The sequence below is a fragment of the Halobacillus rhizosphaerae genome, from assembly GCF_046719735.1.
Lineage (GTDB): Bacteria > Bacillota > Bacilli > Bacillales > Halobacillaceae > Halobacillus_B > Halobacillus_B rhizosphaerae.
On record NZ_JAUTWQ010000015.1, the window covers coordinates 123,023 to 147,360 of the forward strand.

18 protein-coding genes are annotated in these 24,338 nt (G+C 42.0%); 10 read left to right on the top strand and 8 right to left on the bottom strand.

Annotated features, from left to right (window positions below; all coding sequences use genetic code 11):
- Positions 1-24 precede the first annotated feature (24 nt).
- Positions 25-291, bottom strand: coding sequence for a PTS sugar transporter subunit IIB (locus Q7A53_RS16200; RefSeq protein WP_411790225.1), 267 nt, complete (start codon positions 289-291; stop codon positions 25-27).
- 22 nt (positions 292-313) lie between these two features.
- Positions 314-2,425: a BglG family transcription antiterminator gene (locus Q7A53_RS16205; protein WP_411790226.1), complete on the bottom strand. Its 2,112-nt coding sequence runs from the start codon at positions 2,423-2,425 to the stop codon at positions 314-316.
- A gap of 444 nt (positions 2,426-2,869) precedes the next feature.
- Here Q7A53_RS16205 and Q7A53_RS16210 point away from each other — a divergent pair, with 444 nt between their 5' ends.
- From Q7A53_RS16210 to Q7A53_RS16220, 3 genes are all read left to right on the top strand, one after another.
- On the top strand, positions 2,870-4,231 hold the full coding sequence (locus tag Q7A53_RS16210; RefSeq protein WP_411790227.1) for a sigma-54 interaction domain-containing protein: 1,362 nt from the start codon (positions 2,870-2,872) through the stop codon (positions 4,229-4,231).
- 82 nt (positions 4,232-4,313) lie between these two features.
- On the top strand, positions 4,314-5,708 hold the full coding sequence (locus tag Q7A53_RS16215) for a YjiH family protein (RefSeq protein WP_411790228.1): 1,395 nt from the start codon (positions 4,314-4,316) through the stop codon (positions 5,706-5,708).
- Between the two features lie 12 nt (positions 5,709-5,720).
- Positions 5,721-7,046, top strand: coding sequence for an aspartate aminotransferase family protein (locus tag Q7A53_RS16220; RefSeq protein WP_411790229.1), 1,326 nt, complete (start codon positions 5,721-5,723; stop codon positions 7,044-7,046).
- A 118-nt stretch (positions 7,047-7,164) separates the two neighbouring features.
- Here Q7A53_RS16220 and Q7A53_RS16225 read toward each other — a convergent pair whose 3' ends face one another.
- From Q7A53_RS16225 to Q7A53_RS16245, 5 genes are all read right to left on the bottom strand, one after another.
- The gene (locus Q7A53_RS16225) at positions 7,165-8,691 is read right to left on the bottom strand and encodes an AbgT family transporter (RefSeq protein WP_411790230.1); all 1,527 of its coding nucleotides are present in this window, start codon (positions 8,689-8,691) and stop codon (positions 7,165-7,167) included.
- A gap of 114 nt (positions 8,692-8,805) precedes the next feature.
- Positions 8,806-10,116: a hypothetical protein gene (locus tag Q7A53_RS16230; RefSeq protein ID WP_411790231.1), complete on the bottom strand. Its 1,311-nt coding sequence runs from the start codon at positions 10,114-10,116 to the stop codon at positions 8,806-8,808.
- A complete protein-coding gene (locus tag Q7A53_RS16235; protein ID WP_411790232.1) occupies positions 10,113-11,366 on the bottom strand; it encodes a M20 family metallo-hydrolase in 1,254 nt (417 codons plus the stop codon). Before Q7A53_RS16235 ends, Q7A53_RS16230 begins: the two co-directional genes overlap by 4 nt.
- Positions 11,359-12,660 carry an amidohydrolase gene (locus Q7A53_RS16240; protein ID WP_411790248.1) on the bottom strand — a complete coding sequence of 434 codons (1,302 nt, stop codon included), beginning with the start codon at positions 12,658-12,660 and terminating at the stop codon, positions 11,359-11,361. Before Q7A53_RS16240 ends, Q7A53_RS16235 begins: the two co-directional genes overlap by 8 nt.
- Positions 12,647-13,867, bottom strand: coding sequence for a M20 metallopeptidase family protein (locus tag Q7A53_RS16245; RefSeq protein WP_411790233.1), 1,221 nt, complete (start codon positions 13,865-13,867; stop codon positions 12,647-12,649). The genes Q7A53_RS16240 and Q7A53_RS16245 overlap by 14 nt, the downstream gene beginning before the upstream one ends.
- 539 nt (positions 13,868-14,406) lie before the next feature.
- Between Q7A53_RS16245 and Q7A53_RS16250 the strand changes: the two genes are divergently transcribed.
- Entirely contained in the window at positions 14,407-15,276 is an 870-nt protein-coding gene (locus tag Q7A53_RS16250; protein WP_411790234.1) for a 5'-methylthioadenosine/S-adenosylhomocysteine nucleosidase, read from the top strand.
- Between the two features lie 198 nt (positions 15,277-15,474).
- The gene (locus Q7A53_RS16255; protein ID WP_411790235.1) at positions 15,475-15,996 is read left to right on the top strand and encodes a YehS family protein; all 522 of its coding nucleotides are present in this window, start codon (positions 15,475-15,477) and stop codon (positions 15,994-15,996) included.
- Positions 15,997-16,445: 449 nt separating this feature from the next.
- Here the strand turns inward: Q7A53_RS16255 and Q7A53_RS16260 are convergent, their stop codons facing one another.
- A complete protein-coding gene (locus tag Q7A53_RS16260) occupies positions 16,446-17,630 on the bottom strand; it encodes an ROK family protein (RefSeq protein WP_411790236.1) in 1,185 nt (394 codons plus the stop codon).
- Between the two features lie 131 nt (positions 17,631-17,761).
- Between Q7A53_RS16260 and Q7A53_RS16265 the strand changes: the two genes are divergently transcribed.
- From Q7A53_RS16265 to uxaC, 5 genes are all read left to right on the top strand, one after another.
- A complete protein-coding gene (locus Q7A53_RS16265) occupies positions 17,762-18,778 on the top strand; it encodes a TRAP transporter substrate-binding protein (protein WP_411790237.1) in 1,017 nt (338 codons plus the stop codon).
- Positions 18,779-19,077: 299 nt separating this feature from the next.
- Positions 19,078-19,560, top strand: coding sequence for a TRAP transporter small permease (locus tag Q7A53_RS16270; RefSeq protein WP_411790238.1), 483 nt, complete (start codon positions 19,078-19,080; stop codon positions 19,558-19,560).
- Positions 19,561-19,566: 6 nt separating this feature from the next.
- Entirely contained in the window at positions 19,567-20,871 is a 1,305-nt protein-coding gene (locus tag Q7A53_RS16275; RefSeq protein WP_411790239.1) for a TRAP transporter large permease, read from the top strand.
- 21 nt (positions 20,872-20,892) lie between these two features.
- Positions 20,893-23,292: a glycoside hydrolase family 31 protein gene (locus tag Q7A53_RS16280; RefSeq protein ID WP_411790240.1), complete on the top strand. Its 2,400-nt coding sequence runs from the start codon at positions 20,893-20,895 to the stop codon at positions 23,290-23,292.
- On the top strand, positions 23,289-24,338 hold a 1,050-nt coding region (gene uxaC / locus Q7A53_RS16285), incomplete at its 3' end, for a glucuronate isomerase (RefSeq protein ID WP_411790241.1). The genes Q7A53_RS16280 and uxaC, both read left to right, overlap by 4 nt.

Consider the following 24,338-nt stretch of genomic DNA (forward strand, 5'->3'; position numbering starts at 1 on the left):
ACGCTCCTTTATTTAATAGTATGATTACATATTTTGTTCTAAGGCTTCACGGAGCTCGTTTTTATCCATTAGATTCTTCAGCTTAACGACATTTCTACTGCCATCTTCTAGGCTTTCCACTATATCCTCTGAACCTAGGAAGATATCAGCATGCTCGGTCTTGGCGGTAGTTAAATCCGTGTGGGATACTTCTGCTTCTTTCCCCATATCTTTAAGTGCTGCCTGCACGTTCATTTCTACAATCATGCTGCTGCCTAATCCATTTCCGCATACGACTAATACTTTTTTCATCATAAATTCCTCCTCTAATTTGTTAAACTTCGACTGATTGGTGAATTAATTTCATGACGGTTTCACTATCATTTGCTGAAATTAACTGCTCGACATTCTCTTCATTCGATAGCAATTCTGTAAGTTGGGCTAGTGCCTTTAAATGGGTTTGATTATCAATCGCTGCAAGTACGATAATCAACTGGGCGCGATGTTTTTCTTTTTCAGAAAAATAGATAGGGTCTCTCAAGCGTAAAAAACTCATGCCTAGTCGCTCGACTCCGGTTTCCGGTCGGGCATGGGGAATGGCAATTCTTGGGGCGATAACAATATAAGCGCCAAGCTCCTTCACGTTATCGATCATCGCCTTCACATAAGAAGGACGAATCGACTGCTGGTCGATCAGTGGCTGAGCAGCTATTTCAATGGCTTCCTCCCACCTTTGTACCTGGTCTTTAAATTGGATCGTTTGTTCCGTTAATAATTCATTGAGCATAGGCTTTCTGAGCTCCTTTGTCCGAGGTATATTTTGTTCTAAAAGATGAGCCAATTCTGTTTTCAGTTCTTCTTTCTGATGGATCGTTGCATAGCGTTCGATCACATTGATCAGTTGGTCAGATGAATTCTTTTCTATTGGCTTTGTATCGAAAAGTTCATTCATCCGTTTAATGACCTGCTCCTTTTCGATGTTGGTCAGGATGGCTGGAAGGTGGACAACGGGAATGTCTTTGGGCTTTATATAATTGGTTGAAAAAATGACATCTGCCTGATGGTTGTACTTTTGATATTCCCTCATCGACAAGGTGGTGATGACGCTTAATCCAGCGATCAAGTTCTCTAACTGAGTGCGTAACATGTTGGAGGTGCCGATTCCATTCTCACAAACGATGATCGCTCTGAGCTTGATTTCCACCTGTTTTTTCTCTTTAGTGAGCCAGCCTCCAAAGTGCAGAGTAATGTAGGCCGCTTCTTCATCTGGAATAGGCTTGCCAACATACACTTCCAGATGCTTCATCACCCGTTTCGTTAAATCGAAAATGTCTGGATACGTTTCCTGGATGGTTCCAGCTAAGTCATTAGCAATTTGCACCCCATACTTCAGCCTGTAGAACGTGGGCTTAATATGAGAGATTAGATTTTCTTCAAGTCCTTTCTTATCATCAAACACTACACAGGAATACAGTTGAAAGTCCGCAATCATCTTCTGAACGACTTCTTTCAGCCCAGAAAGTTCTTGTTCCGTGTAACGGCTGAAGTCGTCGTGCTGAACTTTCGATCCCAGAAGGTTCATAGTGATAAAGCAAACCTCATCTTCCGGGAAGGGCGTCCCCCATAAGTCTTTCAGTTTATTCGTAATGAGCAAGGATGCCTGGTAGGCTTTGGTCTGTTTCAACACCTGTTTTTCCGCTTGCTGTACACGGATATATTCTTCAACCTCCATGCGTTTCGTTATCATCAGGATCTGCAAGGAAAGGATTTCTACCATTTCATCTGTTAAGGTCAGTCCTAATTCTTTTTCCGCTTCAAAAAGAAGGGATTTCACCGAGCGCCGTCGATCGGTTTCCTGCGCCCAGGTATCGGCTCCAGGCTGGATCATTTTATGAACCTCATTCCTGACATTCTGCCAATCCGAATGTGAGAAGATGAGCGCAAGAATATTGGAAAGTATCGTCCGTCTAGCGGCTTCTGGACCCTTTAATCGGTATCCGCTGCCTTGCTGGTAGTACAATTGAAGACCGGCATCTTGGAACTCCTCTTTAATCACTTTAATTACTTTAGCAATTGTCCCCCGGCTCATGCTCGTTAGATCCATGAACTTCTGCATCGATGCATCTTGCTCTTCTAATAGAATCTTCGCTTTGATGAGGACTTCGCGTTCCTGCTTCGATAATTGGTACTGCCAATCATCAAAACTCTCATCCTTGTGAACCGTCAGCTTCGATTTCGATGATGGAGGCAGGAATAACCCCTCTCCGTGTTTACTTACGATAGGTTCCAGCTTCTCACTCTTCAACCAGTCATTAATCTGATCAAGATCGTAATAGATCGTACGCTGCGACACATTCATCTTGGCAGCTAACTCTTTCGGCGGGACCGGATCAGTTGATTGTTGAATGATGGATAATAAGTGTGCACGTCTTTTATCCAGTACCATGAGGATCCTCCTTGTTGTATCTAAGGTGTTCAAGTTTGCATAATTATACGGCTGTAAATGCGATGATCATCTTATAAATCTATTATATAGGCTATCCGTAAGTTATGTAAGGGGTTTCAGTGTATAGAAATTGTATATAGAATATTTGCAAAAATGAACAGATGAAGTGATTATGAGATAACTAGATGTCTTGGATAATGGTGCCATTTTCTGTTGCTCAGTCATCCACTCTTCTCTGCTGGTTATTTCATAGATACAGCTAGATTAGAAGAAACTAGCATGAAAAGAGTGATTTTTCTCAATTTTTCATCAAATGTCTTTCAGATTGTGTTAAGCTGGTTTTTATAACTATTCATAAATGAATAACGATAACTGCCTTATTATAAGGGTTTAAATACTTTTTTATCGACAAGGTATACAAATTTGAATAGGGAAGGTGATCCTATGACAGAGTGGGATGAATATAAAACTATTTTTCATTCACTGCAGGAGGATATTCTTGTCACGAAAACGGATGGAACCATCGTTAAAGTCAGTGAAGGAACCGGAGCGGTTTATGATATTAATGCAGATGAATTGATGGGCAGATCTGTTTATGACTTGGAAAGGGAAGGACTGTTCACCCCGTTGGCGACACCCATGGTCGTTGAATCAAGAGAGAGGGTGACGTTCGTGCAGACTGTTATGGACGGGAAGAAACTGCTCGTAACCGGGCTGCCCGTTTTTGATAAGAATGGAGAACTCGTCCGCGTTGTGAGCTACTCTCATGATGTAACGGAATTGATGGAAATTAAAGCCGGGATGGAAGAGATGAGCATCGAGATGGAACGCGTACGAGAAGAACTTTCGCAGTTGAAAAAGCAGAAGGAGGAAAAGTTTATTTCCAAGAGCGAGCACATGCGAAGGGTGCTGGCTGCTGCCTATCAGGTGGCTGGAGTAGATGTGAACGTCCTGCTTCTCGGTGAATCTGGAGTCGGGAAGTCAGAACTGGCAAAATTAATCCATGATAAAAGCGAACGGTCGGAGGGCCCTTTTATTGAAGTGAATTGCGGGGCCATCCCTGAGTCCCTATTTGAAGCGGAGCTGTTCGGCTATGAAGGAGGATCCTTCACTGGTGCTACCAAAGGAGGAAGGAAAGGGTTAGTTGAAATGGCGGCCAATGGCACTTTGTTTCTGGATGAAGTAGGGGAACTGTCTCTTGCAAACCAAGTGAAGGTGTTAAAACTGATCCAGAAAAAATCCTTTTATAAAGTCGGCGGCAGGAAAGAGATTCATTCGGATTTCCGGCTGGTCAGTGCCACAAATAATAAATTAAAAGAATCCGTGGATAAGAAGAAGTTTCGGGAAGACTTGTATTTTCGATTAAATGTCGTTCCGATTACGATCCCCCCTTTAAGAGAGAGAAGAGAGGATATCATTCCACTGATCCAATTTTTCTTGGATCACTTTACAAAGCATTATAACCGAAAAAGGATCATAGACAGGGAAGTTCTCACTGAACTTCATGGGTTGAAGTGGCGGGGGAATGTAAGAGAATTGATTAATTTAATCGAACGATTAGTCGTTACGTCAACAGGATCGGTCATTCTTCCTGACGATTTGCCAAAGGCGTACCGTCAAATCGATCTTCCCTATTCAAAAATGAATAATTTTGAGGAATCTCTATCAGAAACCTTGGAGAAAGTAGAAAAAGACAGGCTGGAACAAGCAAAACAAAAATTTCACACAACGACTAGGATCGCTGAGGTACTAGGGATTAGTCAGCCAAGTGTAGTCAGAAAACTCAAAAAATACGGAATAAAATAATTTATTGGCACGATATTTGCATGCTAGAAAATAAAGGTTGGAATTTTTGCGATTGATAAAATTTACTGAGGGGCGTGAACAGATGGAGGTTAAACAGAAAAGAAGTTTTGAGTTGGAGGAGGAGCAAGGGAACGTTGGGATTCAATCCACACGAAATTATTTATGGTTCATTATCCCTTCTTTATTAGGCGTTCTGTTATTTCTGGTACCGATATCATATGGAGGTAAAATTACGATTGGGGTCGGGGTTATGGCAGAAACGGTACAGGTTTATCTTGAGCCGGTACTCCCAGCTTTGATGACAGCCATTATTGTATTCTCCGCTCTCCTTCCTATTGTAGCGAGAGCAGCCAAACCCAAGGTTATTATGAATCATCCCTTTATTAAACAGCTTTTCTATGTGAATTCCTTTTGGATCATCACAAGAATAGCAGGGGCAGTATTTGCTCTGATGGCCCTATTTTCTTTTGGTCCGGAGTTTATTATCTCCGAAAGCACAGGAGGAACGATGCTTTATTCTTTAGTGCCGGTACTTGCTGCCTGGTTCCTGTTTGCAGGAATCTTAATGCCTTTACTTATGGATTTCGGACTAATGGACTTTGTTGGAACGATGCTTCGTAAAGTGATGCGACCAATATTTAAACTTCCGGGTCGTTCCTCTGTAGATGCTTTGGCTTCCTGGATGGGGGCAGGTACTGTCGGTGTGTTAATTACGACTAAGCAATATGAGGAAGGCTATTATACCAAACGCGAAGCAGCCATTATTGCGACGAACTTTTCGATTAACTCGATTGCATTCAGTTTAGTCGTCATTAGTTTTATAGGCTTAGAGGAATATTTTGTTCCTTTCTATTTAACCGTAGCGGCATCAGGATTGGCAGCTGCCTTCATTTGTCCGCGCATTCCGCCATTATCTAAGAAAGAAGATACCTATTTTGAAGATACAGGAATGAAAATATCAGAAGACACACCTGAAGGAACTTCCAATTTCCAATGGGGGGTCCAAAAAGCTCTTCACAAAGCATCAGAGGTTAGAGGCCTGAAGCAGGTGGTTACCAATGGCGTCCAGACCGTTCTCGATATTTACTTTGTCCTTATTCCCTTAGTCATGGCTCTGGGAACTGTTGCCTTAGTTATTGCTGAATTCACACCTTTCTTTAATTACTTATCTATGCCGATCGTGCCGATTCTTCAATGGATGCAAATTCCAGAAGCAGCCCAAGCAGCCCCTGCCATGGTGGTTGGGTTTGCAGATATGTTCTTGCCAGCGGTAATTGGCGCAAGTATTCAAAGTGAACTGACTCGGTTTGTGATTGCAGCTATTTCATTAACGCAGCTTATCTATATGTCGGAAATCGGTATCTTGCTTGTGAAATCGAAAATACCGATCTCTATTCTGGAGCTTGCGATTATATTCGTACAGCGTACCCTTATCACACTTCCGATTATTGTAATTGTTGCTCACATCATTTTTTAGGAGGACAAGACTATGAACTCATCATTTGAAAACCTATACGAACGTATGCCTGATTTACTTGCCCCAAGTATGGCAAAAGACCATCCGAATCTTCCTGTAGTAAAAGAAGAAGGATGCTACTACTACGGGGAGGATGGCAGGAAATATTTGGATTTCACTTCCGGGATTGCCGTGGCCAATACCGGTCACAGGCATCCTAAAGTTGTACAGGCAATTAAAGATAGTGACGATCAATTAATGCACGGTCCTTCGGGAGTTATTATGTATGATTCCATTCTTAGAGTTGCCGACCGGTTAAAGGACAAATTACCTGGCGATTTAGATTGTTTCTTTTTTGCTAATAGCGGTACCGAGGCTATTGAAGGGGCATTAAAGCTTGCCAAATATGCGACACAGCGCGCCTACACCGTTTCTTTCACCGGGTGTTTTCACGGCCGTTCTTTAGGAGCTCTCGGCGTAAGTACATCGAAAAGTAAGTATCGGAAATTTCTACAGCCGAATGGGCTCACTTATCAGCTTCCTTATGCTGATGAAAGTAGCTGTCCAAGCGGTGTAAATGCAGAAGAGTATTGTGCAGAGAAGCTGGAGAAAGATGTGGAACTGTTATTTGATCATCAAGTAACGCCGGAAGAAGTCGCGTGCTTCATCGTTGAACCTGTACTGGGAGAAGGCGGATATATTATCCCTCCGAAATCCTGGCTCAAGAAGGTACGCGAAATTTGTGACCGTCACGGCATTCTGCTGATCTTTGATGAAGTTCAAACGGGATTCGGCAGGACCGGCGATTGGTTTGCTGCCCAAACCTTTGATGTTACTCCTGATATTATGGCTATTGCTAAAGGGATCGCTTCAGGTATGCCGCTTAGTGCCACGGTTGCTTCAAAAGAGTTAATGAGCAAATGGCCGATGGGTACGCATGGAACGACCTTTGGCGGAAATCCTATTGCCTGTTCGGCTGCCCTTGCCACGCTTGATGTCATGGAAGAAGAAAACCTTGTCGAGAACTCTAAAAATCTAGGAGCCTATGCCATAAATAAATTAGAAGAGATAAAAGAAAGGCACCAAGTTATTGGAAACGTACGAGGCGTCGGTCTGATGATTGGGATCGAAATTGTCGACCAGCACACTGGCGAACCTGATGGAAAAGGTATGATGAAGATCTTGGATGCTTCCCTCGAAAAAGGAGTATTGTTTTATTTGTGTGGCAAGCATCAAGAAGTTATCCGGATGATCCCGCCGCTGATTGTAACTCAGGAGCAGATTGATCAAGGGTTAGAAGTATTTGAAGAAGCGGTCGAGGAGTATGAAAGGAAATTGCAGGCTGCTACTGTGAGCTGAGTAATCTTCGCCTCATACAAGACAAAAAATCCGAACGATGATGGAATGGTATGAACATTTCATCATCGTTCGGATTTAATTTTGTCTAAAGGAACTCTGTTTCTTTCTTTTTTCTTTATTAAATATGCATATGAATCCCCGGACCAAATGGTATACCTAGCAGAGCAAAGGCAATGAGGAGAATAACCCAGACAATGAAGAAAATAACACTGTAAGGGAGCATGAGGGAGATTAATGTTCCTAACCCTGCCTTCTTATTGTACTCTCTCATAAAGGCAAGCACGACGATAATATACGGGTTCATCGGAGTGATGATATTTGTTGAAGAATCGGCAATTCGATACGCTGCCTGTATAAAAGCAGGATGGTAGTCTAATAGATGAAACATTTGCAGGAAGATCGGTGCTTCCAGTGCCCACTGTGCAGATCCGCTAAAGATGAGCAAGTTCATTAATGCTGTCAGCATGGAGAACCCTACGACGATCGGTAGTCCCGTCATATTCATAGACTCAAGGAAGTTGGCCCCGCTTACAGCTATCCATGTTCCAATATTCGTCCAGCTAAAGTAAGCAATAAACTGAGCAGCAGCAAAAATTAGAACAATAAACCCTGACATATCCTTCATCGCTTCACTCATAAAACCTGAAATATCTTTGGTCGATTGTATCTTTTTAACTGTGGCTCCATAGGCAATCCCGATGGTAATGAAGAATAATAGAATGATAGGGACGATGCCGTCTAAGAATGGGGAAGGGATGATTCCTCCTTCTTCATTTCGCAGCGCTGAACCAGGCCAAGCAATCGCAACGATTAGCAATGCTATAAAGGCTAAACCAGCAAAGACTGCATTCCGGAACCCTTTCTTTTCGAGAGATGTACTTGCCTCAAGTTCATTTTCCGAAGCGTCCCCTTTATATTTCCCTAAACGAGGTTCAATAATCTTCTCTGTGATCAGGGCACCCGTGATCGATAATACCACCACTGATGCAATCATGAAGTACCAGTTATCAACGGGAGTTACAACGATGTCCGATCCTATACCTTCCATAACTTCTGTAGATATACCGGATAGCAGGGCATCTGTACCCGCAATAATGATGTTCGCGGTAAAGCCAGACCCTACTCCGGCGAAACCAGCTGCTAGACCTGCCAGAGGGTGTCGTCCAACAGTATAGAAGACCATAGCGGCGAGTGGAGGAACGATAACGAATGCTGCATCAGAGGCTAAGTTTCCTAATATTCCGACAAATATGACCGCATAAGTGATCAATGAACTAGGAGCTTTTAATATGGTGCTTTTAATTGCTGTTTCTAGTAAACCTACTTTATCCGCAAGTCCAATTCCTAACATCATGGCCAGCACAAGCCCGAGTGGAGCGAATCCAGTAAAATTATCAAGCATTGAAGTAAGGATATAATCTAGTCCATCCCCTGAAACCAGACTCTTAATGGGAACAATATCCCCAGTTCCTGGCTCTTTGACTGTAACGTCGAATAATGAAATGACAAAGGAAAAAAGAATCGTAAATCCTGCCAAGTAAACGAATAGCATGAATGGTTCAGGAAGTTTGTTGCCAGCTTTTTCAATAAAGTTTAAAAACCTCGCCAATCCTTTGTCTGATTTCTCCTTGGTGTGTGTAGTCATGTTATTTCACCCTTCCTTTTAATTTGGGAAAATGTCCTTAATCCTTCCGTTTATAGCCGAAAAACGGCTTACATTGACATTTATTCATGATTCAAGTCTCCTCCCCTAATAAAATTATTGGGGGAAGGGGAGGAATTGATAGACTTTTCTAGGGCGGCCTCTTTCTCCGGATTGTGTTTCACCTGCCTGGGAAACGATTCCGACCCGCTCCATTTCAGCAAGAATCCGCCGGCCATTTCTTTCTGTGCTTTTCAGCCACCTGGCTAGGTCCTGGGAGGAAAAATTGTCGCGGCCATACTGTTTGGCGTAAGCTAATATTTTCGATACAATGCCTGGACTTATGTTGGCATCTTTAAATTTTTCCTGCCAGATTTGGCCGATGTCTGTGGTCTTGTAAGCAATTTGATCCTGCGGCTGTTTCAGAGAGATGGACTGATCATCGTCGACAACTAAGATCATTGGTTTTTCGTATTCCTTAATATGCCGGAAGCCCATTCTGACATGTTGCTCGGCCTGTAATACCGTTTCTCCGAATCCAATGGATACTTTAGCCTTTAAGTTCGTCTGTGCCCGGATATCATCTATTAAGTTAAACAGGTCTCCTTCAGATTCGGCACTTAGTTCTCCCCGGGTGGTAAAAATGAAGAACAATCCATCTCCCATCTGCATGACAGACCCGTTTGTTTTTTCGGCGATGGAATAGAGCTGATGACGAACCTCGAGTTCCTGATACTTTGTTTTAAAGGAGTAGTGCAGATCTTCTGAATGATCAGGATCCATCTCCGTTCTGCATCCAATAACGGCGACTTGAGAGTTGCGATATAGCTTCGACTGCGCTCGTTCTACTAAGAACTGAATAATCAATTTAATTGACAAGTAAGAAGGTGTAACGCGGAAGACGGGCACATTTCTCTCCTTCAGCTGTTGGTACACATACTTAATCGATGTGATCGCCACTTCTGTTTTCCCTTCTTCATATAATTGAGCATGAAAATCTGCTAACTTGTCGAAGCTTAAGTTCTGTGTAAAAGGATGGTTATAATACGTTAAGCTATCCAGCTGATAATAGGATAGAATTTTATCGAATTCTTCACTTTCAATCGTATCGATGCTGACCTTCCTGTACACTTGATTGGAAGCGAGCTGAGCTTCTAATAAAATTCCGAAGAAACTGGCGCCGTGTAAAGGCGGATAGGCTCCTTCATTTTCAGTAATAAGATCATGATTGAGTGCGTGCGTAAAGTTTAAGACTCCTGAGAAGAACCACTGATCTACTTCATAGCGATGGTTCGATAAGATCTCACTTACTTCGTTCAGTTTGTCATAAGGATAGGGGACGAACGTTATATCATCAAATTCTTTCGCTACATACATGATTAACTGCAAGGAGTCATGAGGAGCGATCACTCCTATTGTTGTCTTCAAAGTTTACCACCGCTTTCCTGTCGTAAATATTCGGCGATTACTTTTGTTCCTGTCACTAAGTCTTCGAGAGAAGCATACTCCCGCGGGTGATGACTGATTCCATCTTGGCAGGGAATAAACAAAAGACCGGAGGGCCATTTATGGGCCATATTCATTACATCGTGACCAGCGCCACTGTCCATATTAAGGGACTTCATGTTCAAGTTTGCTGCAATCTCAGATAGTTTGTTGCGAATGCTGTTGTCTAAAAATACAGAGTCATTATCGACCAGCGTCTGAACGGTTACTCTAATATTGCGTTTGCTTTCGATTTCCTTGCAGTACTGTTGAATCCGTTGAGCTAGTTCCTTTTTCAACTGATCATCCACGCTTCGAATATCAATACCGAGTTCTACTTCGCCCGGGATTACGTTCATGACATTCGGAACGATATGTCCTGTGCTGACTGTAGCTACTAAAGGGAGAGATGCAGCTTCGTTCAGCTGATGAGCTTGTTCTTCGACGAAGGTGATGAGAGGAGCGATGGAAGCGAAGGCATCCTTACGTTTGTCCATGGGTGTCGTTCCTGTATGGTTAGCCATTCCGAAAGCTGTTACTTTCAGACGAATGGGACAGGCAACTCCTCGGACAATACCTATTTGCGCCCCATGTTCCTCAATTTGAGTTCCTTGTTCAATATGAAGCTCCAGGAAGCTTTCCAAGCGGTTCGTGTTAACTTCTGCTTGGTCCATTTTGTCCCACGATAATCCGAATGACTCTACCGCTTCTTGAATACTGATTCCTTCCGCATCTTTTACTGAAGCAACTTCATCTTTTGCGAGTAATCCGCTGATGGCTTTACTTCCAATGGTGGAAACACCAAAACGGGCAGATTCTTCTGATGCGAAACAAAGGATCGTTATATTTTTCTGTGGTTCATAATGCTGATCTTTTAAACGTTTAATGGCAGCTAGCCCAGTTAGTACGCCAGCAACGCCATCATAACCTCCCCCGGAACTAACCGTGTCCAGATGGGATCCGACAGCTATAGTGGGAGTGTTTTCATTTACGAGCCATGTTGCCCATAAGTTGCCGGCTTGATCCGTGTGTACGTCCAGTCCAAGAGTTTCAGCAATGGCTTGAAATACGTGATGCGCCTGTTTTTCTTCCTTAGTGTAGCTGAGTCTAGTGAATCCATGAGTATAATCCATTTCATCAGTAAGGTTAAGCTTGAGTAACGTTTCTTCAAGCCATTCCGTTAAGCTATTCAATCGAGTTTCCCCCTTTGACAATATGAATGTACGTATCCAGCGCCACCAGCAATGCCCCTTCTTCAAAGTCAAACGAAGGGGAATGGTGGTTATCCGTAAGACTGGTGCCGAAAAGCATATAAGTCGCTTTCCCGCCGTGGGATTGAACCGCATTCATCATGAAGCTGGCATCTTCTGATCCCGAAACATGGGCTGCATCAATGATTTGCTGGATGGTACGGCTTGATTTACAAGCCTTTTTTATAACGGAGATTAATGACTGGTCGCATTGCATAGGTTCCGTTTCTCCTACAAAATCGATGGAGACATCGACATTGTACATACTTGCAGATGCTTGGATGATCCGCTTGGCCTCTGTTTGCATGTAATCATTAATGGCTTTTGTTTCCCCGCGAGTTTCCATTTCTAAATATCCTTGATTAGAAATAATGTTGCGCCCGTTTCCTGCTGTAAGTTTTCCTACATTGATCCGACTTACTCCTTCACTATGACGCGGGATTGAATAGAGGTGAGTCGAGGCAGAGGCGGCTGCCAGCAATGCATTGCGTCCATCTTCAGGTTTCATGCCTGCGTGAGAAGATTTACCCTTAAATGAAACATTCCATTTCGAAGAAGCGAGAAATCCTTTTGTTGAAGCAGCCACTGTGCCGACCTTTAGTTCGTTTATTCCTATATGACCAGAGTAGAAATAATCAACGTCCTTCAGCCAGCCTTTATCAACCATCGCCTTGGCTCCCCGGCCGCCTTCTTCAGCAGGCTGGAAAAGAAAGGTGAACGTCCCGTTTAGTTCCGAAGAATGATTGGCAATATATTGAGCAAGCCCTAAACCAATGGCGGTGTGACCGTCGTGACCACAAGCATGCATGACTTCTTTGTTTATCGAATGGAAGTCCTGCTGGTAAGGATAATGGGCAGGACTTTCCGATTCTTCAATAGGCAAAGCGTCGATATCAAACCGAAAGGCGAGATGATCACCTTCTTGTCCTGTATCCCAAACAGCAGCAAGGCCAGTATGACCTCCGCGCATTTTATTCATCCATTCTTCAGGAATAGAAGAAGAGATATTACGTTCATATTTAGATAACTCATCTTGAGAGGGAACTCCATATCGCGATGTACTCATCAGCGCATCCTCTCCGATATGAAGAGAAAAGCCGAGCGATTCTAATTCCTTACCAATTTTAAAAGTAGTCAAGTATTCCATGAAGCCTAGTTCAGGCTGGCGATGGAAGGTACGTCTCCATTCAACGATCTGAGTGTTGATATGCTTGAAGAACGGTTCAGGAGAAGGCATCGGTTTCACCGCTCTTCTTCTCACTCAAAGTCTCTAACGTATCTATAGCTACTTGAACTAAATAACGGCTTCCAATGGGAAGAGCTTTCTCATTGAGTTGAAATCCAGGGTCGTGAAGCGGCTTTTGTTTATCGTGATCGTCAATTTGAGTGCCCAGCCAAATGAAAGCACCTGGATATTGAAGAAGGAATCTTGAGAAATCCTCCCCAGCAAGGGCGGGGTCAAGTACCGGTGTGGACTTTTCTCCTAACAGCCGATGCGCTGATTGGCGTGCCTGCTGTGCCCATTCTGGAGTGTTGATCGTTGCAGGGTACCCATCTAAATAATCGATGTCCACTTCACCCTCAAAGGCAGCAGCTGTTTGGTTAATTATTTTATGAAATCGGTGCTTCACTTTATCTTTTACTTCCGACTTAAATGTTCGAACGGTACCTTCAAGAATGATTTCCTTAGGGATCACGTTGTATCCATACCCGCCTTCGATTTTCCCGATCGTGACGACAGCAGAATCTAGGGGGTTCACGTTTCGACTGACAATGGTCTGAAGACTGCTAATAATTTGGTTGGCAATAATCAAGGCATCATTCCCATCATGCGGCATACTGGCGTGACCGGATTCGCCTTTAACAATAAGTTTAAACCGGTCCGATGCACCCATCATTTCTTTGTCTCGAATGCCAATCTGTCCAACAGGTAAGCTTGGCCACACATGCTGTCCGAAAATCACGTCTGGAGTGCACTCGTCAAACACGCCATCATTGAGCATAGGCTGGGAGCCTCCCGTCGGGGAAGTTTCTTCTGCCGGCTGGAATACGAGCAGCACAGTTCCTTTTAGCTTTTCCTTGATTTGCTGTAAGGCGTAACCTGCTCCAATTAGCATGGCTGTATGAGCATCATGACCGCAGGCGTGCATTTTTCCAGTGTTTGTAGAAGTAAAGGAATGCGAGTTGCTTTCCTGAATCGGCAATGCGTCCATATCGGCTCGAAGTGCGACGGTTCCTCCTGGCAAACTGCCTTTAATAATGCCTAACACCCCAGTATTCGCAAACCCGGACTGCCATTCAATACCGTATTCCGAGAGTTTCTCTTTAACTAATTCTGAAGTTTGGTATTCTTCGTTACTTAATTCCGGATGCTGATGCAGTTTTCTTCGAATATTAATAATATCGTTTTGAATTGATGAGATAAGTTCCTCGATGTAATTCAAAAATGTTCCTCCTTTAATTAAGGACATTTTCCTTTAATGTTCCGTATTTGTGGTATAACAGTTATTCTAAACAAAGATTCATCATAATTCAACAAAAAATTCAGAAATTTAGATGTGTGAGGGATCTAAAACAAATGAAAGTGTTGAAATGGCGGGGTTTAAAAAACAATAAATCTAGAAAGGCGGTTCATATTACTGAAATTTAGAGAGGAATAGGATCGGATATTAATTCAATGGAAAAGGATACGTGGTGTCTCCAGGGATAACAGTGTTTTAAAAATAAAAAAACGAATATTATATTAAATAATTTAGTTAATGTACGGATTTTTCTTGTGTCCTAATAAAGGTTCTGATACACTCTTTCTGTACCGTTTTCCATTATTGCATGGTTTATATGGTGCGAAAGTTACTGTTTTTTGATGAGTAACTAAACCTGTAAGAATTTATAATTGTTCGCTTTTATAGTTGTTTTTAATTGACTAGTAATAGATTCTAGGGCGGATGAAGGATGGTACATATTAAAAAAGGAGGGGTTAGGATTGAAACACAACGCTTTGAAAAAGTACTTTGCAATTATCTTTTTAATTACTATTTCTTTATTGGCTGGGTGCAGTTCTTCTGCGGACTCAGAAGCCAAATCCGATGAATCGAAAAAGCCGATTATCGTCGAAGGGCCGATGCCAATAGAAGCGGAGAAATTCGCCGAAAGATTGGACAATGTAGAAAAAGAAAAAATAGGAAACTTTGTCTTTTATAAGGGGACAGTCAACGATTATCCAGTAATCGTAGCTAAAACTGGTAAAGGAATGGAGAATACAGCAGCTGCAACAGCTCTTGCGATTGAAAAGTATAGTCCTGCCGCCATTATTAATCAAGGTACTTCTGGCGGCCATGACCCGAATCTAGATGTGTTTGATATCGTACTAGGGAAGCGCACTACAAATATCGGATCTCTTAAAACTTCACAATTAGCGGAGGATGAAGGCATCAAACCGAAAAAATGGAAGCCTATGGATCTAATGGCGTCAGAAGGTAGTGCCGGTGAAGATCCTGATGCAGAGAATATTCATTATTACAAAGGAGATGAGAAGCTCCTTGCTGCCGCTCATGAGGTTAAGGAGGATTACACTAAAGGGAAAGTGGTGGATGGAACGATCGGTTCTGCTGACGTATGGAATAATGAAGTTGACCGCATCAAATGGTTTCATCAGAAGTACGGAACCTCTGTTGAAGAAATGGAAGGGGCAGCTGGGGCTCAAATTGCTGAATCTTTCCATATCCCATATTTAGGAATCCGGATTTTATCTAACAATAAGACTAATGGCGGTGAGTATAACCCAAACACAGCTTCTGCCAATCAAGAATATGTTTATGAAGTGGTGAAACACTATATCTCAATGAATCAATAATGAAGCGGCCATAAAAGGTGCTTGAATTTATTCAAGTGCCTTTTGTGTTTCTCTTATCTAAGTAAGGGGACGGGGAAATTTGGATCATGTTATGATTGGGAGGGTGCTAGAAAGAAGCTGCAGGCATGTTTGGGACAGCCTTCTTTTGTGCAGCAGACACTCTTTTATGATTAAGGTGCGATTATGGGAGGTAAGGAAATGGATAATAATGATATAGTCATTCGGTTAAGGTATGCACTGGATATTAAAGATAATGATATGATCGAGATCTTTAATCTCGGAGGCATCGACTTAACAAAAGAAGAAGTTTTAAAGGTACTCACCAAAAGAGAAGACAGCAACGATGATGAGTATGAGGACGATGAGTACGAAGATGAAAATCATATCAAGTGTACAAATAGTATGCTGGAGTCATTTTTAAATGGTCTCATCACGTTTGAGCGTGGTCCGCAAGAATCGAAGCCGGGGCAGACTGTTAAACCAGACCGATCGATCAAAAATCAATCTAGTGTGAATAATGTCATGTTGAAAAAAGTGAAAATTGCTCTGAAATTAACGAGTGAAGACATTATCGAAGTGTTAGATGAAGCTGGGGTCACGATAACCAAAGGTGAACTAAGTGCGTTACTAAGGAAAGAAGGACATAAGAATTATAAGGTGTTTGGTGACCAATATGCCCGGAATTTCTTAAAAGGCCTGACGATGAAGTATAGAGGGTAAACAGGGAATTTTGATATTATTAATAAAAGAGACTGAAACAAAAGGAAATACCTGCAGTCTAATGACGAACAATCAAGGGAAGGATATGGGCTTATTCCGAATGACCGCTCCGGAAATACACTCCGTTTTTCGCGGGCGGCTGGTTTGCCTCCTCGTGCTGCGCACTCCGGGGTCAAACCTATGCCTTCCTCCCGCAGAAGTCTCCGTGTATTTCCTACGCTGGAACGTTTTCTGTTTTTCACTCCCTTTTTCCAGTTCATCAGAGGAACCTGATAAAGAAAAATGGCGGGCAGGAAAAAACCCGAACGGTGAAGGGATTAACACTCCTTCACCGTTCGGGTTTAATAATGGCTAACAGACTTTTGTCCCAGCCTCTTCTTTACTTAGAATCGGCTGGTACCGTATCGTGTTTTTCGTTTCAGATTAACATTTATAATTATTGCAGGTTATCAGTTTTCCACGAGTTGCTCTTCGAAGTAGCGATATCCATTCAGATTTAATGTTTTAATTTCATAATAATTCTTTAAAGCGATCATGGCACCGCCAAGGGAACAAGCATTTTTACCTAAAGCGGAGATGACGAGTTTATCATAATTGTTCATTCTTGAATTCAGCCGTTCTCTAAGCTGATCGAGCAGTTCTTGTCGTTTTCTAAGAAAAGGACTGTTGATGATTAGGGTTTCAGGATTAAAAATATTGATAATATTATTAAGTCCCACAGCAAAATAATCTAAGTAGTCATGAATAATCTCTGGATAATGAGTGAGTAATTCGTTTGCATCCGCATGTTCTAGTTCGCTGCCATCGATTCCTTTGCTTTCTAAATTCTTTACTAGTGCTCGTTCAGAAGCATACAGCTCCCAGCATCCGTTATTTCCGCAGGGACATTCTAAGCCGCCTCTTTCTACAATCATATGACCAATCTCACCCGCAAAGCCTTGAAAGCCGCGATAGATCGAGTTATCCTCTATGATTCCTAATCCTATCCCAGAGTACATGGTTATGGTAAATAAATCTTCAATCGGAAAATTAAGTACTTGTTCAGCATAAACACTTAAATTTGCATTATTGTCAATGTAAATAGGGACACCAAAAGCATGTTCCATTTCTTCTTTTAAACTCATCTGAATCCTTTGAAGTGTTGGAGTGTACACAATGTCATGGTCATTGTCTACAATGCCATGTATACCAATCCCTATGCCAACTAACCCCACCGGACTTAATTTTTTTTTCACTTCTGTGATAATTTCTTCTATAAATTGAATCATGCCTGACGTGGATTCATCGATCGTATCTTTATCATGAGTGTAGCGATAGGTTTGGACCGGTTTTCCTAATAAATTGGTTACTTGAATTTGAGTAGTGGGCATATCTATATCAATTCCAATGGTAAATCCGGCATCTTCATTCATTTGGAGAAGGATAGGTTTTCTTCCACCTTTAGATATTTCTGAAGGGCCTTCAATAATTAATCCTTCCTGCATCAATTGATTAATTTGGGTTGAAACGGTAGATCTGTTTAATCCTGTTAATCGTGAAAGTTCGATTCTTGAGATCGCGCAATGTTCAATAATTTTTTCAATTAAATTTCTTCTGTTCAATGCCTTGATATAAGTGGCGTCGCCTTTACTCATTATGAAACCCCTTTCAAAAAACTCTTGAAATTTCATTTGCTTACTTTTAGTATATAACTAAGAGTTTGTTGTGTAAACAAACTAAGTTTTTGTAAGCGTAGTCATCTAATTTGGAAGGGGAGAATGTAAAGGTGAAAAAGCTATTTATGCTCGTTCTAATGATTATCGTTAGCGTCGCACTACTTGCAGGGTGTGGAGATTCAGATTCGAAAACTGCTGGTGGTGATTCAGGTAATGGAGATTCAAAGCAATTAAAACTCGCTCACAACTTAGGTAAGGACCATCCGGTTAATAAGGCATTAGAGAAATTTGCAGATGAAGTGAAAGAAAAAACCAATGGAGAAGTTACGATTAAAATTTATCCAAATGGCGTACTTGGCAGTGAGAAAGAGGTTCTTGAACAAGTACAAAGTGGAGCAGTAGATATGACGAAGGTGAGCGCAGGTGCTCTTGAAAGTTTTTCTAAGGAATATTCTGTGTTTTCTCTTCCTTATATCTTTGAAAGCAAAGACCACTATCGTAAAGTCATGGATTCAGATGTTGCTCAGGGGATTTATCAATCTACTAAAGATAAAGGTTTCGTCGGTCTCACCTATTTTGACTCGGGCGCTCGAAGCTTCTATACCAAGGATACCCCCATTAAAACTCCTGACGATTTAAAGGGGTTGAAAATTCGAGTGATGGATAGTCCGACTGCCATAGAAATGGTGAAACTTATGGGCGGAACCCCAACTCCTATGCCTTATGGAGAGATTTATACTGCTCTTCAACAAGGGGTTGTGGATGGAGCAGAGAGTAATCCAACTGCTTTAACGACTGGTAAACACGGGGAAGTTGCAAAAGCATTTTCTAAAAATGAACACACAATGATTCCTGATATTGCTGTGATTAGTGAGAAAACTTGGGAGAGCTTAACGAAGGATCAGCAAAAAGCGTTTAAAGAAGCTGCTCAGGATGCCACGAAGTATCATACAGAAATCTGGAACAAAGCCATTGATCAAGCTGTAGAAGAAGCTAAAGACATGGGCGTTAAGTTTTATGATGTGGACAAAGAGCCATTTATTGAGGCGGTACAGCCTATGTACGATGAATTTAAGAAAGATAAAGATATCGCTAAAATAATTGATGAAATTAAGAGTATGAAATAAATCAGTGAGGTAAAGAGATTACTTGCAGAATAAGAGACGCAGCCAAATGCTATCCAAAGGGCACAAAGATAAACCAGACGGTAAATGAGCTTAGGAGATTTCTGAGATAGAGATAATCAATCAAGGGTGAATGACACATGGTTTAGCATTGGTTTGGCGTCTTCTGTACATACCGGTCTACTCTGGTCGGTCTGATGGGGATTCTTAGGGTGGTTGATACGATTTTCATCGACATCCTAACTAAGCTGTTCAAACGGTAAAAGTCGCTGACACACGACTGAAATAGAGGAGGGAATATTATGATAGACCGAATAAAAATGGTACTGGATCGATTTATTCTAACGCTCACAACGATTTTTACTTTTGTATTGGTGGCAGGAGCAATCTGGCAAGTGGCAAGCCGCTATTTGTTTAATGCCCCAAGTACATTTACTGGTGAACTTCTGCGATTTTTACTTGTGTGGACAGCAATTCTTGGGGCCACTTATGCCTTTGGATCGAATCAACACCTGTCGATTACTTTCATAAAAGAGAAATTCAAAGGGAAAAGCCGATTAAGTGTACGGATTATCAATGACTTGTTTATTTTAGCTTTTGCGATTCTCGTGATGTTCAAGGGAGGGATGGAAGTTGTGCAGACCACAATGACCCAGCGAACACCCATTTTAAACGTTCCTATGGGAGTGGTCTATGCCATCTTACCAGTAAGTGGTGTTCTCATTGTTATCTATAAGCTGCTTCTCATAAAAGAATATCAACAAGAATTGAACGGAAAGGAGTAGTCATTCATGGATACTGTGTTACAAGCCACCATCCTGTTATTTGGAGTATTTTTTCTCCTGCTTGCTTTAGGGGTTCCTATTTCTGTAGGAATCGGGGTCTCTTCGTTCGTTACGGCTCTGACCGTAGTTCCAATGGATGTTGCCGTATTTACCGCTGCCCAGAAAATGGTCCAGGGGATAAATAGCTTTGCTCTTCTTGCTGTTATTTTCTTTATTCTTTCAGGAAGCATTATGAATAATGGCGGTATTGCGATCAGGCTGATTAATTTAGCAAAACTTATTGGCGGCCGCCTGCCTGGGTCATTAGCTCACACGAATGTCGTGGGAAACATGTTATTTGGGTCCATTTCAGGATCCGCAGTTGCTGCCGCTGCTGCCATTGGCAGGGTAATGACTCCACTGCAGGAGAAAGAAGGATACAATAAATCCTATTCAGCTGCCGTTAATATTGCTTCGTCACCGGCAGGCTTGCTCATCCCGCCTAGCGGGGTACTGATTTTATATTCTTTAGTGAGTGGCGGAACGTCCATCTCTGCTTTATTTATGGCTGGATATATCCCAGGCATTCTTATGGGACTGGCAGTTATGATCGTAGCTTATATCATCGCAAGAAAAGAATCTTATCCGGTAGCCGAACGACCTTCTTTTTCTCAAGGGCTTAAGGTGGTATTAGATGCCATTCCCAGTTTGCTGCTTATTGTTATTGTAATTGGCGGAATTGTCGCGGGGATTTTTACGGCAACGGAAGGAGCGGCAGTGGCCGTTCTGTACTCTATCATTTTAGCGGCTATCTATCGGGAGATAAAATTAAAGGATATTCCAGACATTTTAAAAGAAACGGTAGTCATGACAGGAATCGTTTTATTCCTTGTAGGAGCTTCATCTATTATGTCCTGGGTGATGGCGTTTACTGGAATTCCTACCGCAATCAGTGACTTACTGCTTCAGACGTCCAGCAATCCGATTGTAATTTTATTCATCATGAACATCATTTTACTTATCGTCGGTACATTTATGGACTTAACTCCAGCAGTGTTAATCTTCACACCAATCTTCCTGCCAATTGCTCTACAGCTGGGAATGGATCCGGTACACTTTGGTATCGTTCTTGTATTTAACTTATGTATAGGAATTATGACTCCTCCAGTAGGAAGTGCTCTATTTGTAGGGTGTAGTGTGGCAGACGTATCGATTGAGTCAGTCTTAAGACCATTAACAAAAATGTTCATTGCTTTAATCATTATGCTTATGTTGGTTACCTATGTGCCTTGGTTTAGTCTGGCACTGCCTAGACTATTCGGACTGTTGTAAGCGAGGAAAGAGGGGATTAATTTGATTAAAAAGGAAACATTCTCATATGAACAAAAAGAGAAGAACCTTGTAGAGTTTACCAGCCATAACAACAAGGTGCATTTATTTATTCTCGAAGCAGACATGATGCGCATCTATCATGCCGCAGATGAAGAATATCGCATGAATCAGACTTGGTCGATTGCACCGGGGATGGAGGATGTCCCATTTGAAGGAAGGGATCGATTTGATTTAACGCCATTCACCCTTCCTGAGTATGGGGTAGAAGAAGTCGGTGGTACTCTCCATATTTCTACCAAACTATTGAAAGCGGTTGTGCATCTCGAAGGATTCGCCATTGATTGGTATCAGAAAAAAGAGGGACATTGGGAGAAAATTGCCGGAGATCGGAAGACACAGAGCTATAACTTTAATCAGCAATTAGGGGATGGCGTCTTTCATTATATGGAACGGGATTCTTCGGATTTATATTATGGACTAGGTGAAAAAGGCGGAATGATGAACCGTCATCATAAGCGGTACCAAATGCGTACGATAGATGCCATGGGGTATGACGCAGAGCATACGGATCCGCTTTATAAATTTATTCCATTTTATCTCGTTCATACATCACAAGCATCCTATGGGGTTTATTACGATAATTATTCCGACAGTATATTTGATATGGGTGCTGAACTTGATAATTATCACGGATTGTACCGGTATTACCAGGCGAAAAAAGGTGACTTAGATTATTATTTCATACTAGGTCCAGCGATTAAGGATGTAGTCACCCGTTATACCTGGTTGACGGGTAAAACCTTGTTCCCGCCAAAATGGAGTTTGGGTTATTCAGGTTCCACTATGACTTATACGGATGCTCCAGATGCGCAAGTACAATTAAAGAAATTTGTGGATTCCTGTGAAGAGTATGATATTCCATGCGATTCCTTTCAGTTGTCTTCAGGATACACGTCCATAGGAGATAAACGGTACGTGTTTAACTGGAATCATTCGAAAATTCCTGATCCTGTAGAATTAAATGATTATTTTCACGAAAATGGCATTTCTGTCTGTGCCAACATTAAGCCTGTCCTTCTGGATGATCACCCTAATTATGAGGAAGCAAAAAATAAAGGATTATTTATTAAAGATCAATCAGGAGAACTGCCTGAAATCTCGCAATTTTGGGATGCCCTCGGATCCTATTTAGATTTTACTAATCCATTAACGATTAATTGGTGGAAAACTAAAGTAAAAGAAACGTTACTCTCATATGGGATTGATTCCACTTGGAATGATAACAATGAGTATGAAATTTGGGATGAAAGAGCTTTAGCCCATGGGTTTGGGCAACGAGTTCCTGTGTCATTGATAAAGCCTATTCAAACGCTGCTCATGATGAAGGCATCTTATGAAGCGCAGAAAGAGCACAACGCTGAAAAGAGACCTTACCTTATTTCTAGATCTGGTGGTCCCGGTATGCAGCGGTACGTACAAACATGGTCTGGGGATAATTTCACGGAATGGAAAACGATTCGCTATAACTTGAAAATGGGACTTAGTTTAAGCTTATCTGGCATTTATAACTTCGGTCATGATGTAGGTGGTTTTGCAGGAGAGGCACCTGAACCTGAATTATTGATTCGCTGGATTCAAAATGGGATTTTTCATCCGCGTTTTACGATCCATTCCTGGAACGACGATCAAACCGTGAACGTTCCCTGGATGTACCCAGAATATATGGAAGAAATACGTCATTGGATGAAAGAAAGAGTGAAATGGACTCCTTACTTATATCACCTTATGTATTTAGCTCATAAAGAGGATGAACCGATTTTAGCCCCGACTTTTTATCATTTTGAAGAAGATTCCCATACGTTTGTAGAGAACGATGAGTTCCTGGTTGGTAAGGACCTTCTCGTTGCGAACGTGATGGATAAAGGTCAGCGGGAACGCAACGTATACCTTCCTAAGAATGATTATGGATGGTATGACGTGAACTCAAGAAAATGGTACGAAGGTGGACAGAGTCTCACCGTGGAAGCGTCATTGTCTACGATTCCTTTATTTGCTCAGGCAGGTGCCGTTTTTCCTGTAAGGTCAGGAGAGATTTCTTTTTCAAGTAATCAGCAAGAGGAACGCGGCTTGCTCATATATCCTCCTAAAGGAAACTCAGAGTTGGCTAAGTCCTTTTATGAAGACGACGGAGTGACATTATCGTATCAAGATGGAGAGCAGAGCTGGATTGAAGTCCAAATGAAAACATCGGCGGAGCACATCGAGGTATTGGTCGGAATTACCGGGAAGTATGAGGTTCCGTTTGAAGGGATTGCTCTGCAATTTCCTCAAACAGAGGAACGTACGATTTGGGTAAACGGAGTTCAATTACGTGAGACCTTTAGTTATCAGGTAAGTCTAATAGAAGGGGGCCAAGTATGACGAAAATCATTGCAGACGATTTTTTATTAACGAATGACTATGCAGCAGAGTTGTATCATGAGTATGCAAAGGAACTTCCCATCATTGATTTTCATAATCATTTGTCTCCGATTGAGATAGCAGACAACACTCCATATGAAACGATCACAGATATTTGGCTTGGGGGAGATCATTATAAATGGAGGCTTATGAGAGCTAATGGCATCCATGAATACTATGTTTCGGGAGAAGCAAGTCCATGGGAGAAGTTTGAAGCCTGGGCAGAAACTGTCCCGAATACATTGGGTAATCCACTGTTTCATTGGACGCAAATGGAACTCAAGCGCTACTTCGGAATTGACGAAGTTCTATCAAATAAAAATGCGAAAGAAATTTGGGATATCACCAACAGAGAACTGCAAAAAGAACATATGCATCCTCGTCAACTATTGGTCCATGACAAAGTAGAATTTGTAGGGACCACCGATGATCCGACTGACCCCTTAGATCATCATAAACGTCTGCTGGATGAAAAATTATCAGTACAAGTAGCGCCGTCCTTTCGCCCGGACAAAGGCCTGGATATTGAAAGTAGTCAATTTGACAGATGGCTGAAAAAGCTTGAACGAGCAGCTGGTAAAGAAGTAAATGGGTATCTAAGTTTTCTCCAGGCTCTTTCTGACCGTGTTGATTATTTTGATCAGCATGGATGCAGAGCTTCTGACCATGGCATCAGTGAAATGTACTATGAAGAAGCCTCAGAGAAGCAGGTATCCGATGTTTTTCAAAAGCGGTTAAGAGGCGAGGGTATAACGAAAATAGAAGCGGACCAGTTCCGGACGTATACGCTGCAGTTCTTAGCTGAACGGTATTTCGAAAAGGATTGGGCGATGCAGTTCCACCTTGGAGCTTTAAGAAACAACAATACGAAAATGTTCCAGCAAATAGGCAGGGACAGCGGGTATGATTCACCTGGAGATTCCTTACTCGCAAAGCCATTGTCCCGCTTCCTGGATTCAGTCAATTCTACAGGGAAGCTACCTAAAACGGTGCTATACTGTCTGAAT